Genomic DNA, 13546 nt, shown 5'->3' with positions numbered 1-13546 from the left:
CTCGCGATCAAGCTTGTCTCGCTGGCGAGACAAGCACAATAATCAGACTGGTGAGGCATGCCGGGTATAGCGGGCATACCTGCGCCCCATTTCGACACTTTGTCACCCTTGCGCTGCAAGGTCGTAGATTGATTCAGAAGGGGGAGCCCGTGGCGAATCCACTCGAAGACGACGAGGGCGTTTACCTGGTTCTGGTCAACGATGAGAACCAGCACTCCCTGTGGCCTGCGTTCAGATCAGTGCCGGCCGGCTGGAAGGTGGCACACGGAGAGGACACTCGAAAGAGCTGTCTTGAGTATGTTTCCGCACACTGGACTGATATGAGGCCGGCCAGCCTGGTCAGGGCTATGGACGACGAACCGCGCAGAGAGGCCTCGGGAGCATGACGAACGACAGCGAGTTCCGCAACTCCATGGACGCATTGATAGTCGACAGCGTGCGGAAACTGACGGGCAACGCCGGCATCGGCCTTGATGACGACTTCTTCGACGTGGGCGGCAACTCCATCATAGCCATCCGACTCGCACAGGCCCTGAGTGAGGAACTCGGGATACGCCGGAATGTCCGCATCGTTTTCAAGAATCCCGTACTCAGGGACCTCAGTGATGCCCTGGGAGCTCTTGACACGATCTCGTGAAGGTGCCCTGATCGCGTCCCAAGTCATCGACGGGCAACGAGTTGAGCTGCTGCACCGGTCGTAATCCATGGGAAAGGGTTGGTGTGCCATTCCGCCGACACTGAGCGTCGTCATTCCGATGTTTGACGTCGAGCCCTACGTCTCCGCCTGCCTCGAGTCGTTGCTCGACCAACAAGTCGCGGACGTCGAGATCATCGTGGTCGATGACGGGTCCACGGATCGCAGCCGCAGCATCGCCGAACAGTGGGCGCGCAAGAGCTCGCGTGTTCAAGTGCTCCAACAGCCGCATTCCGGAGTGAGCGCTGCCCGAAACGCCGGCGCTCGGGTTGCCCGCGGACGCTATCTCGCTTTCTGCGACGGTGACGACATCGTGCCGACCACCGGCTACGCCTCGCTCATCCGGTCGCTGGAACACACGGGATCCGACCTCGCTTCCGGAGACGTACGTCGACTGCACAGCTCCGGTGTGGAAACGTATTTCGGATACCAGGACGTGTTCGAGCAGGACCGGCGACGCACACACATCCGGAGCCACACCGCGCTGGTACGCGACCGTATGGTCTGGAACAAGGTGTTCCGGCGCTCGTTCTGGAATGCGCGAGATCTCGTATTCACCCTGCCCGAATACGAGGACGCGCCGGTGATGATACGCGCGCACATCGAGGCGTCGTCCGTCGATGTGGTGTCGGAGGTCGTCTATTTCTGGCGTATCCGCGAAAAGGGCTCGCTGTCGATCACTCAGCGGGGCGAAGAACCGGAGAACATCGCGGCCTGTATGCGGATGGTGCTCGACACATTCGAGGTCATCACGGATCTCGCCCCGGAACTTGTCCCCCCGTACGCGGACGACATGTGCCGCGGCAACGTTCGGCGGGCGCTCCGCACGCTGCATCTGCACAGTGACGCCACACTGCGCGACGCGCTGTCGCCCGCCCGCTCGTTCGTCAGGAGTCTTCCCGCCGACCTTCTTGACGCGTTGCCGGCCACGGACCGGCACCTCATGGCTCTGCTGGTCCGCGGTGAACTGTCGGAGATCCGTCGCCTGGTGGAGGAACCGGAATAAGTAGTGGCCGACGCGAGAGGCGGAGCAGTGTCAGAAAGTGTTGAGAACCCGACGGGGGAACGAGAAGGCCGTCTGAACTGGCCCCAGGCCGACTGGTTCGCCGAGCGCCCCACCGATCCTGAGGCGCTCAAGAAGCACAACGAGGATACTCACGAGGACAACCTGTACACCGTGGTCGACGGAAAGGGAGCCACGGTCCCTCAGGTGCTTCAGGCACTGACCCGGTTGGTCGCCCGGCACGAGTCGCTGCGCACCCTGCTGTCGTGGGGCGGAAACAGCAGTGACAGGCAGCGGGTCACCGCGGTGTCCGCCCCGGCGGTGGAGGCCGTCGTCTCGGTGAGCAGCGTCCAGGCAGCCGAGGAGCTCTTCAGCCGGGTCCGGCATTCGTCCTTCGAGCTGTCGTCGAAGTGGCCGTTCCACGCGGTTCTGTCGACCACGGGCGGGCGCGTCGAGGAGATCGGCCTGGTGACCGACCACAGCGCGGTCGACGGGTGGGGCATGAACGTGCTGCGGCAGGATCTTGACGGCTTTCTGCGGGGGGTGCCTCCCGCCGATCCGGACGTCACGCAGCCGTTGGACGTCGTCCGCTGGGAGGACTCGGAGGCGGGCAAGCGCCACCGCCGACAGGCTCTCGAGTACTGGACCGATCAGTTCCAGGAGCTGCGGAAGGCGGTGGGGCCACAAGGCGGCGTCGATGCGGGCTCGTCGGTCCTTTCCACGGACTCGGACCGGTATGCCGGCTGCATGCTGCGTTCCACCTCCCTGCTCAAGGCGACCGAGGTCGCGTCGGCCAGGCTCCGGGTGCCGGTGGCCACGGTGCTGCTGATGGCATACGGTGCGGCGCTGTGCCGTTTCTCCGGCACTCCGTCGATCGGCGTGCTGGCCCTCTCCCACAACAGGTGGCTGGAGAACGTCCGGTCCAGTGTGAGCAAGATGTTCCTGCAGGCTCCGGTGCTCGTGTCCAGTCCGTCGCCGGAGGGCCTCTCCCGCGCCGCGAGAGACACCTTCCGCCGGCACACCCAGGCCAACCTGTTCGCCCACATCGACCGTGCGGAGGCCGAGACCGTCAGGGATGAGCTGCTGCCCGGCGCGCACTCGATCCGGGTCGCCGACGCCCTGTTCAACTTCATCGACATATCGATGTTCGATCTCCACGTGGATCCACAAGGGCCTCTCGCGTCCTCCCTCGCGCCGCGGCTCCTCCCCGACGAGGAGATCGTCTTCGAGGAGGAGCGGAAACACGGTCCGCCTCTGATGCTGTTCGCCTGGCAGGAGTCGGACAGCATCGCCATGCGGCTAGCCTGGCGCCTGAACGGAGAACTCACCCGCCCGGGCGACCTCTTCCTGCGTGACATCGGCGACGCGGTCACAGCCCTGGCACGCGGCTTCGATCCCCACGCCGGCGCGTCGTGAGGCCGTCCAGGATGAGCGCCTGGCCACGCACCGGATACGGATCACGTCGCCATGGCGAGGGCTGACAGCGGGGTGTCAGGCCCTCCTCACTCTCGCGCATCTGCGGTACGGCGACACCTACGCCCAACTCCCGGCCTGGTTCGGCACAGGCATCGCCACCGTGTGCCGCTACGTCCACGAGGCCGTCGCCATCCCGGACGGCACCCCGCCGCCGCAGATCAGCGACCGGGTCGCCGCCGACCGCCTGTACTGCTCCCGGAAGGCTTTGCAACCGCGCCGCCCGCACCCACGGCTGCGGCGCCCCACCACCACGCACGCCAAGCCCCGGTGCGTCGGCGAACAGGCCACGGCCACGCTCCAGGGGGCGTGCGGGCCGCGGACCTGGGCCTCGGTGCCGTCGATCCGCAGGGGCACGTCTGCCGCGCCCGCGTAGGCGAAAGCCGGGGTGCCCATGAGTGGGCAGCAGCACACCCAGCCTGGTGCGAGGCCTGGATCCCGTTGACTGGCACGCCGCCCAGCCCTGACGATCAGGCCCATGTCTGCCGCCCTGGCGCCGCTGCGCCACCGTCCGTTCCGTCACCTCTTCATCGGTACGACGGCCAATCTGCTCGGCAACGGGGTGGCGCCGATCGCCCTGGCCTTCGCCGTGCTCGACGCCACTGGTTCAGTCGGCTCGCTCGGGTTGGTGGTCGGCGCCCACTCCCTCACCAGCATCCTCTTCCTGCTGTTCGGCGGGGTACTGGCGGACCGCCTGCCGCGCGGCCCGCTGCTGGTAGGCAGCAGCCTGATCAGCGCCGCGAGCCAGGCGGTGATCGCCGCCCTGGTCCTCACCCACAACGCCGCCATCCCCCTGCTCATGGCGCTCGCCGCGGTCAACGGGGCGTCGAGTTCCTGCTACCAGCCCGCCGCCCAGGCCCTGCTGCCCCAGACCGTGCCGGCCGAGTCCCGCCGCGCCGCCCTCGCGCTCTCCCGGATCGCGGGCAGCAGCGCGACGATCGTGGGCGCCTCGCTGGGCGGCGTGCTGGTCGCCGCCGTCGGCCCCGGCTGGGGCCTGGCCGTCGACGCACTCAGCTTCGCGCTCGCCGCCGCGGCCTTCGCCCTGGTCCGCCTCCAGGCCACGCCGCCCGCGCCCAGCCCCGGCGTGGTGCACGAACTGCGCGTCGGCTGGCAGGAGTTCACCTCCCGCAGCTGGGTGTGGGTGATCGTGGTGGCCTTCTGCTTCCTCAACGCCGGCGTCACCGCCTCGTTCACCGTCCTCGGCCCTGCCGTCGCCGACACCACCGGGATCGGCCGCAGCGGCTGGGGCCTGGCCGTCGCCGCGGGCTCGCTCGGCGCGGTCGCCGGCGGCATACTGTCGCTGAGATGGCGGCCCCGGCGCGCGATCCTGGTCGGCTGCGCGCTGATGGGCCTGACGGCGATGACCCCGCTGCTGCTCGCGCTCGCCCCGTACACCTGGGTGCTGGTCGTGGCCAACTTCGTGGCGGGCGTGGGTATCGAGCAGGCCGGCGTCGCCTGGTACTCGACCCTCAACGAGCAGATCCCCGAAGACCGCCTTGCCCGCGTCTACGCCTACGACGACCTCGGCTCCTACCTCGCGCTCCCGCTCGCCCAGTTCGCCGCCGGACCCGCCGTACTCCTCCTCGGCCTCCAAGCCACCCTCTACGCGGCCGCCGCGCTCATCCTCCTCGCCACCCTCGCCATGGTCGCCACCCCCTCCATCCGCGCGCTGGCCCCGAAGACCGCAGAACCACTGCCCGCCACCGAAGCGGTGTGACACGGGCCCCGGCGTGCCCCCTTCCGGAACACACAAGGAGACGAGTTGCCGACCAACGTATTGACGGTCGATTACCTGGTCATCGGCGCTGGTGCGATGGGAATGGCTTTCGCCGACGTCCTCGTCGGCGAAAGCGCGTCCACGATGGCCATCGTGGACCGCAATGATGCCCCGGGCGGTCACTGGACTGTTTCCTATCCATTCGTCAGGCTGCACGGGCCCTCGAACTTCTACGGCGTCGTTTCCCGGCCGATGCCCAGTGACGAGGGAACACGAAGCCTCGCGTCCCGCAACGAGATCCTCGACTACTACGACCGTGTGATGCGCGAGACGCTGCTCGCCTCGGGGCGCGTCACCTATCTGCCCAAGCACCACGTCGACGTGGCGGAGCCCGGCCGCCTGGCCAGGGCCCGCTCACTGGTGACAGGGGAGACGACGGAGATCGTCGTGCGCAAGCGCGTCGTCGACGCCTCGTACATGAACATCACCGTCCCCGCGATGCGGCCCGCCGGTTTCGACGTCGACGACGCGGCGACCGTGATCCCGATCAACCAGCTCGCCGAACTGGACCGCTCGCCCGAGCGGTTCACCGTCATCGGCGCCGGCAAGACCGGGATCGACGCCTGCCTGTGGCTGCTGGAGCGGGGCATCGACCCTGACCGCCTCACCTGGATCGTGCCCCGTGACGCGTGGCTGATCGACCGTGAACTCGAATGGCAGACCGGCGGCTCCCAGCCGCTGCTGAACCTGCTGGCGTGCCGCTCGGCCGACGAGGTGATCAGCGTCCTGGAGGAGAAAGGCGTCGTCATACGGCGTGACCCCGATGTCGAACCGGCTGCCTTCCGGTGCGCCACCGTCGACGCCGAGGAACTGGTCCAGCTCCGCCGGATCAAGAACGTGGTGCGTCTGGGACGGGTGCGTGCCGTCGGTGCCACGATCGTGACGCTCGACGAGGGAACGATCCCGACCACGCTGGAGACGGTGCACATCGACTGCACCGCGGACGGCCTGACGCAGAAGCCGCTGAAGCCGGTGTTCGAGGACCGCGCCATCACGCTCCAGCCGCTGCTGCCCTGTCTCCTTTCGCCCAGCGCAGCCATCGCCGCCCGCCTGGAGTGCATGGACGGCGACGACGAGTGGCGCAACGGCCTGTGCCCACCGGTCGTCAACCCCGGCTCCTCACGCGACCTGCTGTCCTTCTACTCCCTCAGGCTGAAGCAGATGGCGCGGTGGGCGCGGTCGCCCGAACTGTTCGAGTGGCTCGTCACGTCGCGCTTCGTGTCCGGGGCCGGACCGGAGAGGATGGCCGAACCGGACGCACAGGCCGCGGTCTTCTTCTTCGCCTCGCACATGGAGGGCCTCCTCAAGGCCGACGCCGCCGTGTCCGTCGCCGGGTGACACGGAGCCCCCAATTCGCAGCCGACCATCTGGAAAAGGCGCAGAGGGACCGAGAATGACATCGACCGCTGAATCGGTGCACGCGGCTTTTGAGCGGCGGGCGGCCACCTTCCCGGACGCAGTAGCGATATCCATGAGCGTCCAATGTGTCACCTATGCGGAGCTCAACGCGCGGGCCAACCAGCTCGCCCGGCACTTACGCGGTAGGGGAGTCGACGTGGAGACCCCGGTCGGGGTCTGCATGGAGCGATCCGTCGACACCGTCGTCGCCCTGATCGCGGTCCTGAAGGCCGGCGGGCACTACGTCGCGCTCGACCCGCGCCAGCCGCGCGAGCGTCACGCACTTCTGACGGCGGAGGCAGGCATCCGTCTGGTCCTCACTCAGGAGCGGCTGCTCGCGCAGGTTTCCGGGCTGGCCGACGTCCTGGTGCTCGACTCCGACGCCCTCGAACTCACCGGTCTGTCCACCACCGACCTCGCGCTACCCGTACAGCCGGACCATGCGGCGTACGTGGCTTACACCTCCGGGTCGACCGGCAGGCCCAAGGGCGCGTGCATCACGCACCGCGCCGTGCTTCGTCTCGTCCGGAACAGCAACTTCCTGGCGGTCGGACCCGACGACGCCTTCCTGATGTTCGCTCCGCTCGCCTTCGACGCCTCGACGCTGGAGATCTGGGCCCCTCTACTGGGCGGCGCCCGGCTGGCGGTCGTCCCGCCCGGAGAACCGTCCTTGGCGGAGCTGGCCGAGACGGTCGTACGGGAGCGGGTGACCGTGCTGTGGCTGACCGCGGGTCTCTTCCACCAGATGGCCGAGGGCCCGATGGCCCGGATGACCACGCTGCGTCAGCTGCTGGCCGGCGGAGACGTGCTCTCCCCGCACCACGTGGACCGCACGTTCGCCGCCCTTCCAGGAATCCGTCTGGTCAACGGCTACGGCCCGACGGAGAACACCACGTTCACCTGCTGCCACGTCATGGAGGCGCGGGTCGAGGGCGACACCGTCCCGATCGGCCGACCCATCACCGGCACCGAAGTGTACGTACTCGACGACCGTCTGCGGCCGGTGCCGGACGGCGAGAGCGGCGAACTCTACGCCGGAGGGGCCGGCGTGGCCCGCGGATACGTGGGACACGCGGACCTGACCGCGGACCGCTTCCTGCCCGATCCATTCAGTTCCGAACCCGGCGCACGGATGTACCGCACCGGCGACCTCGTGAGGCGCCGGGCCGACGGGGTCGTCGAGTACCTCGGCCGCCTCGACCACCAGGTCAAGGTCCGCGGCTTCCGCGTCGAGCCCGGTGAGATCGAGACGGTGCTGCTGGCTCACCCCGGCGTCAAGGACGTCTGCGTCGTGGTCCATACGCACACGGAGGCGGGAAAGCGCCTGACCGCCTTCTACGTCTGCGCCGAGAACGTCGGGGCTGCGGACCTGCGCGAGCTCCTCGGCCGCTCACTGCCGCCCTACATGGTTCCGGCGGTCTTCGCCCGGCTCGAAGCCCTGCCCCTGACGAGGAACGGCAAAGTCGACCGGGCCGCACTCGCGGCACGCCAGATCCGCGAGCGCCCCGAGACGAACGCCGACTTCCGGGCCGCGCGGACGCCGGTCGAACGGCAAGTCGCCGACTTGTGGGCCGATTTGATGGGGCTGGAGGAGGTCGGCGTGGACGACGACTTCTTCGAACTGGGCGGTGACTCCCTGCTGGTGACTCGGATCGTCACCCACATCGCCGAGCGCTACGACGTGGAACTCCGCCCGCGCGACCTCTACTTGAGCTCGACCGTCGCTGAACTGGCCGAGATCATCGACGAAGCGCTGCCACCGGGAGCCCCGGCCCCGTCAGGAGCGGACGCGGCGACGACGGACTGACCACGTTCCGCCTTGCCCCGCCGCCAGCTGCTTTCATCACCACTCGCCCCCCGTTTCCCGCTCTCCCGCCCCCCATTCCGACGTTCCGACGTTCCACATGAGGAGAAGGATGACTTCCGCCCAGCGTCCCTCGAAGTGGCTGCTGCGCCGCCCCAAGGACGACAGCCCCGCCCGCATCTTCCTGTTCCCCTACGCAGGAGTGGGAGCGTCGATGTATTCAAGATGGCCGCGGTACATCGGCGGCGCCGAGGTCTGCCTCGTGCAGTTGCCCGCGCGCGAGAACCGGCTGCGGGAACCGCACTTCGGCACCTACGACGCCCTGGCCGGCCCACTGTTGGAGGGGCTGGAGCCCTACCTCGACCGCCCCTTCACTTTCTTCGGCCACTGCAGCGGGGTCCTGCCCGCGTTCGTCGTCACGGTGGAGCTGGCCCGGCAGGAGCGGCGGCTGCCGGACCGGCTCTTCGTCTCCTCCCAGGTGGCCCCGCACGACGGCCCGTACGGGCGCCTGCTGGAGCTCGCCGAGGGCGAACTCCCCCAGGAGATCGAGGCCATGACCCGGGCCATGGGCGGCGAGCCGCATCCCGACCTCGTCGAGCTCGGCGTGCAGCTCCTCGCCGCCGACATCGAGGCCAACCGCCGGTACCGGCCCACCGAGCCGGTGCGGCTCGCAACCGGCATCACCACCATCGGCTGGCGGGAGGACACGGTAATCCCCGCCGGGCTCATGGACGGTTGGCGCCAGTACGCCGATGAGGGGCGCGTCCGCGAGGTACTCCTGGACGGCGCCCACTACGACTTCCTGGGCGCCCCGGACGCGTTGCTCACCGAGCTGGCCCACGACATGGAGAACAAGGAGGCCGGCTGGACAGCGGGATCGTACAGGTGACCTTCGGCGCGGGTTGGGTGGCCGGAGCCTTCTTGGCCTGGTCCACCCAACCGCGTACGCTCTCGGAACGGATGTGCTCAGGAACAGGCGATGGCGCGCCGTACGATCTTCGCCGCCCAGGTCTCGATCGGCTCGCCGTCCCTCCTGGCGGCTCTCTCCAGACCCTCCAGGTCCTCGGCCGAGAACTGGAGTTTCAGCGGGCGCGCTTCGGGCGCGGAGGTGGTGTCGAGCAGAGCCGGCGTCGACGTGGACCCGGCCGCTGCGCGGTCGATGCCGCTTGCCTCTTCGTCGCTGTCGGCATCTGAGGGCGTCAGATTGCCTTGCCGCATGAGCAGACTGCTGCGAACCTCACGGCGCAGCTTGTTTCTGCTCCAGCCCAGTTCTTCCGCCTTCCCCAGCCAGTAGTCCTGCTCCGGCTGTTCAAGGGCCACGACTTCGAGATGGTGGCTGAAGCTCAGGGCTTGACGCCTGCGGGACAACGAAAACGCACGCGCAACCCAGCTGTAGTTGCGCAGGGTCTGGTAACTGAGCGACGTACGCCTGATTGCTTCCTCGTAGCGGTCGTGGAACACGGACTCGCCGTAGACCAGCCAATCGGCGATCCACCAGGTGGAGGAGTCGGCGAAGGAGGACAGTTCGGTACCCAGATCTTCCCAGGTGCTGAAGCTCTGCTTGGTCGTGAACAGTAAGCCAGATTTGTGGAGCTGGACACCCGAGCCCCGCGGTCGCCACGCAACACTTGCCGTTGCTGTGTGCCGTGCGGCTTGGTTTGTCGAGCTGACAACTTTACGCACCGCTACCCCCTGGAAACGTTCCGTGCATCGTCCGGCCATCGGCGATGGTATCGATCACCGAAGGCCGTACGTACGGCCTATCGGGAAAATCTCACGCCGTGATCTTCTCGGTTGGCACCTTTCCCCAAAGTCTGGCATTTAAAGCCAGCTGAGTTACATAAAGATGTGACTGTCGGTGGGGCCACCGCGAAATAGCACTCGGCCGCACCTTGATGGCGCGATCACTGCGGGTCACTGCACCAACTTGACGCAACACAGGGGCGTCGACCGAATAATGGGTGATGAACTGCTCTTTCGTTAGCCTGTCGCGGTCTTCACGCCGGTTCTCCGGCCACCTGACGCTTGACGGCGGGTAGTCAAGGGCTCGAAAGATCCGCCGGACCCTTGACGAACTCTCGAGGTTCGAAGCAAGATCGACGGCGTAATGCAACCGGTTGCCATCGGCAGGCCACTCGACGCGATCCACCTTGTTCGGTATATCAAACACGCGGTACGGGGGCGCGCTTATCCCCTTACATTTCGCCCCCTCTCGGGTCATCGTCGCGAATCGGAAGGAAGGTAATTCCATCAGCGAGCGCATATTCCTGTACGGCCCGCCGTCCTCTGCAGCCGACCTCCGGATGTTCTGCCTGCCGTATGCGGGCAAGGGCGCCAGCCTCTATCGGCAGTGGTGGGAGGGCTCGGACCAACGGATCGAGTTCGTTCCGGTCCAGTTACCGGGCAGGGAGAACCGTTTCCGGGACAGCCTTGTCCACGACATGCACGAGCTGGTGGACTCCCTTGCCGCCGACCTCGCGCCGCATACGGATCGGCCTTATGCGCTGTTCGGCTACTGCATGGGGGCAGGCATCGCGTTCGAGCTGGCGTACAGGTTGTCCGACCTCACCGGGAACCGGGCCCAGCACCTGGTCGTCGCCGGGGGCGCCCCGCCGCACCGGCTGCAGGCCGCGCCGTCGGCGCAACCGCGCACGGACGAGGAGTTGATGGCCGAACTGCGGGGACTGGGAGGCACACCCCAGGAGGTACTGGACGACGAGCGGCTCCTCTCGTTCGCCCTGCCCGTGCTCCGCGCGGACTGGCGCGTCGTCGACAGGTACGGCTACCAGTCCAGACCGGCACTGGACATCCCGATCACGGTCCTCGGCTCCACCGACGACCCCGGTCTCCCGGCGGACGAGCTCCAGCACTGGAACCATCACACCCATGCCGGCACCAAGGTCCACGTCTTCCCCGGCGACCACTTCTTCGTGGACCGCTGTCGTGAGGAAGTCCGAAGCCTCCTGGTCAGCGAGCTGACTGTCGACACGAACGCGTCGCGCGCGGCACTGCACGACCTCGATGCCGCCGACGAAACGACATGCTCGTCGTGACGGACGATGCGGACAGACTGGTCCGGATCCGGCCGACAACGACCGGATATCGAAAGCGTGCGCAACGCTTGGCCACGTCGACGACCTGCGCGACAGGACTGGAACTGCGCTGGCCCGGATTCTGGAACTCGGGGACGGCATCGGCGCTGCCACGGATGACCTACTACCGAAGCTGGCCGCCACTGGGATCGAGCTGCGTTACGTTTACAGCGATATCTCACCGGAGTTCCTCGATGCGGCGCGCGAACGCTTCGCCGCCCACCCGTTCGTCGAGTTCGAGTGGCTCGATATCAAGGGGAAGAGTGGGCCGGCCGCACCGCCGGCTGACGTATTGCTGTCGGCGAATGTGCTCCACGACGCCCACGATGTCGGGGCGACGTTGACGCAACTACGGTGGATGACCGCGGACCGGAGCTGTTCATGCTGTCCGGCCCCCGAGGGAAACCCCCGGCCCAGCCCGGCCGACTTCCGGTCCGCCGAGAACCACGTTTCCCTCACCCCCGCAGAGTGGCACGAGCAATTGCGTCTGGCCGGCTTCACCTCGAAAGCCACAATGCCGGACGGAAGGGGGCTCTGCGGCGGTGCTGAAACAGCATCTCTACGTAGCCATCCCCCGGCGCGGCAGCATGACATGGGATTGCAGAGAATCTAGCGGGTCAGGAGACTGCATTGTCCTCGCACAGCAGCACTCGGGATGTCATGTCCCAGATGTGGCTCCAGAGGCTTGGCCGTTCGACCGATGGTCAGGTTGAGGATCACGAGAAGTTCTTCGGATGCGGAGGTGACTCGATCGGCGCGATCAAGCTGTACATGGAAACGGAAGAGCGGCTTGCCCCTCTCGTTGATGCCGCCGAATTTCTGGGGACCCTTGCGGAAGGCGATTTTGGGGACATCGTGCGTCTGGCGGAGGGCGCCGGGGGTGAAAAGGCTTCCGCGTAGGCCTTATAGCCTCGATCGTTCATGAGTCCTTGTCGGTTTGTTGACGGGGACTCTGCGTTTGTGTGGTGGGGTCTTTTCGGGGCTGGGGCAGGCCGAGGGCCCGGCTCTCGCGTCGGATGGGCGCCGGGTTCCACTTCACCGGTGTGGTGGTGCGGGTTTGTCGGGACGGGCGATGTGGCTGGTCAACCGGGGTTCGCCAGGGCGTGGAGCCTGACGATCGCGTGGCTGATGACGGCGGTCCAGGGCCATCGGGCGGGCAGGCGGAGCCAGCGGCGACGGCCGGTGTTCACGAGCTGCGCGGCGGCGGATAACAGCCGGAGCCGGAGCTTCTTGGGTTCCCAGCGGCGGGCCTCGCCGGTCAGCGCGAGCATCGGCATCCAGGCGAGGAGGTCGAGCGCGAGGGAGACGATCTCCAGCCAGATCCGGTTCTGTGCCGTGTCGTGCAGGGGCAGATTGCGCAGGCAGGTGGCGCGGGCGCCTCGGATGCGGTCCTCGCAGCGGGCCCGCCTGCGGTGGCGCAGTTCGAGGTCGGCGAGCTGGCCGCCTTTCGTGTTGGTCGCGAAGCAGGTGAGCCGTAGGCCGTCGAGGTCGGTGAAGCGCAACTGGGCGCCGGGGTGCGGGCGTTCCTTGCGGACGATCAGCCGCATGCCCGTGGGCCACGTGCTCAGATCGGGCATGCCGGTAATCTCGGCGACCCAGGCGCCGGGCCGCTCGGTGCCGCCGGCGTCGTAGGCGGGTGTCCATGCCTTCTTCGGGATCTTCAGTACGGCCTGGTGGATGGCGTCGGTGGTGGTCATTCCGACGGAATACGACAGCCACCGGCCCCGGCGGGAAAGCCAGTCGAGGAAGGTGTGGGTGCCGCCGGCGGAGTCGGCGCGGATCAGTGTCTGCCGTCCCCGCCGCAGGTGTTCGGGCAGCTGAGCCAGGGCGAGTTGGGTGGTTTCGATGTGGTCGGCGGCGGTGTTGGAGACCGCGTTGCCGGGCCGCAGCAGGGCCGCCACCGGTTCCCCGGACCCGGCTGGGCCGTGATCGACGAACGCGACGAGCGGATGATGACCGAAGGTCTTCTTCCAGGTCGGGGTGGCGTCCTGCTTCTCGGAGTGGGCGAGCACCAGCACCCCGTCGATGTCCACGATCACCTGCCCGTCGGCGGCCGGACTGCTTGCCCCGGCCAACTCCCAGACCCGCGTGCGTACTTCGGAACGTGCGCCCCGGATTGCCGCAAGAGCTTTCGGGCCGGACGCGGCGAGCGCGTCGACGAGGCGGGAGACAGTCGGATCGGAGGCCACCGGACCGAACGTACTCGTCCAGAGTGAAGCTCTTGTTCTCCTTCTTGCGGCCGTGCCAGGTGTGCAATCGGTAGGCGAAGCGCGGTCGGTGGCCGCCGGGGCGGTAGCAGGCCGCA

Annotated in this window: 12 protein-coding genes and 2 pseudogenes; 12 read left to right on the top strand and 2 right to left on the bottom strand. The window is 67.5% G+C overall.

Annotated features, from left to right (window positions below; genetic code table 11):
* The first annotated feature begins 149 nt into the window (after positions 1–149).
* From ACH4TV_RS30965 to ACH4TV_RS30925, 9 genes and pseudogenes are all read left to right on the top strand, one after another.
* Positions 150–386 (top strand): MbtH family protein, encoded by a 237-nt coding sequence (locus ACH4TV_RS30965; protein WP_398403877.1) that lies wholly within the window; start codon positions 150–152, stop codon positions 384–386.
* The gene (locus tag ACH4TV_RS30960; protein WP_398403875.1) at positions 383–637 is read left to right on the top strand and encodes a phosphopantetheine-binding protein; all 255 of its coding nucleotides are present in this window, start codon (positions 383–385) and stop codon (positions 635–637) included. Before ACH4TV_RS30965 ends, ACH4TV_RS30960 begins: the two co-directional genes overlap by 4 nt.
* A 67-nt stretch (positions 638–704) precedes the next feature.
* Positions 705–1700, top strand: coding sequence for a glycosyltransferase family 2 protein (locus ACH4TV_RS30955; RefSeq protein WP_398403873.1), 996 nt, complete (start codon positions 705–707; stop codon positions 1698–1700).
* A 27-nt stretch (positions 1701–1727) separates the two neighbouring features.
* Positions 1728–3113 (top strand): condensation domain-containing protein, encoded by a 1386-nt coding sequence (locus tag ACH4TV_RS30950; RefSeq protein ID WP_398403871.1) that lies wholly within the window; start codon positions 1728–1730, stop codon positions 3111–3113.
* A 52-nt stretch (positions 3114–3165) separates the two neighbouring features.
* Positions 3166–3304, top strand: a pseudogene (locus tag ACH4TV_RS30945) (transposase family protein); the annotation flags it as partial.
* Positions 3305–3648: 344 nt separating this feature from the next.
* Positions 3649–4887: an MFS transporter gene (locus ACH4TV_RS30940; RefSeq protein ID WP_398403869.1), complete on the top strand. Its 1239-nt coding sequence runs from the start codon at positions 3649–3651 to the stop codon at positions 4885–4887.
* A 45-nt stretch (positions 4888–4932) separates the two neighbouring features.
* Positions 4933–6285: an NAD(P)/FAD-dependent oxidoreductase gene (locus ACH4TV_RS30935; protein ID WP_398403867.1), complete on the top strand. Its 1353-nt coding sequence runs from the start codon at positions 4933–4935 to the stop codon at positions 6283–6285.
* Between the two features lie 55 nt (positions 6286–6340).
* Positions 6341–8152, top strand: coding sequence for an amino acid adenylation domain-containing protein (locus ACH4TV_RS30930; protein ID WP_398403865.1), 1812 nt, complete (start codon positions 6341–6343; stop codon positions 8150–8152).
* Positions 8153–8261: 109 nt separating this feature from the next.
* The gene (locus ACH4TV_RS30925) at positions 8262–9038 is read left to right on the top strand and encodes a thioesterase II family protein (protein WP_398403863.1); all 777 of its coding nucleotides are present in this window, start codon (positions 8262–8264) and stop codon (positions 9036–9038) included.
* 77 nt (positions 9039–9115) lie between these two features.
* On the opposite strand, the gene ACH4TV_RS30920 is transcribed toward ACH4TV_RS30925, so the two are convergent.
* Positions 9116–9832, bottom strand: coding sequence for an LmbU family transcriptional regulator (locus tag ACH4TV_RS30920; RefSeq protein ID WP_398403861.1), 717 nt, complete (start codon positions 9830–9832; stop codon positions 9116–9118).
* 620 nt (positions 9833–10452) lie between these two features.
* Between ACH4TV_RS30920 and ACH4TV_RS30915 the strand changes: the two genes are divergently transcribed.
* From ACH4TV_RS30915 to ACH4TV_RS30905, 3 genes are read left to right on the top strand one after another with little or no spacing between them, the layout of a single operon-like run.
* The gene (locus tag ACH4TV_RS30915; RefSeq protein WP_398403859.1) at positions 10453–11202 is read left to right on the top strand and encodes a thioesterase II family protein; all 750 of its coding nucleotides are present in this window, start codon (positions 10453–10455) and stop codon (positions 11200–11202) included.
* A complete protein-coding gene (locus tag ACH4TV_RS30910) occupies positions 11171–11854 on the top strand; it encodes a class I SAM-dependent methyltransferase (RefSeq protein ID WP_398403857.1) in 684 nt (227 codons plus the stop codon). The genes ACH4TV_RS30915 and ACH4TV_RS30910 overlap by 32 nt, the downstream gene beginning before the upstream one ends.
* A 47-nt stretch (positions 11855–11901) precedes the next feature.
* Positions 11902–12141, top strand: a complete 240-nt coding sequence (locus ACH4TV_RS30905) for an acyl carrier protein (protein WP_398403855.1) — start codon at positions 11902–11904, stop codon at positions 12139–12141.
* Between the two features lie 182 nt (positions 12142–12323).
* On the opposite strand, the pseudogene ACH4TV_RS30900 reads toward ACH4TV_RS30905, so the two are convergent.
* Positions 12324–13439: pseudogene (locus ACH4TV_RS30900) on the bottom strand (IS1380 family transposase); the annotation flags it as partial.
* Between the last annotated feature and the right edge of the window lie 107 nt (positions 13440–13546).

The sequence above is a fragment of the Streptomyces sp. NPDC020898 genome (assembly GCF_044333925.1).
Taxonomy (GTDB): domain Bacteria; phylum Actinomycetota; class Actinomycetes; order Streptomycetales; family Streptomycetaceae; genus Streptomyces.
This window is presented reverse-complemented; position numbering and strand designations above follow the sequence as displayed.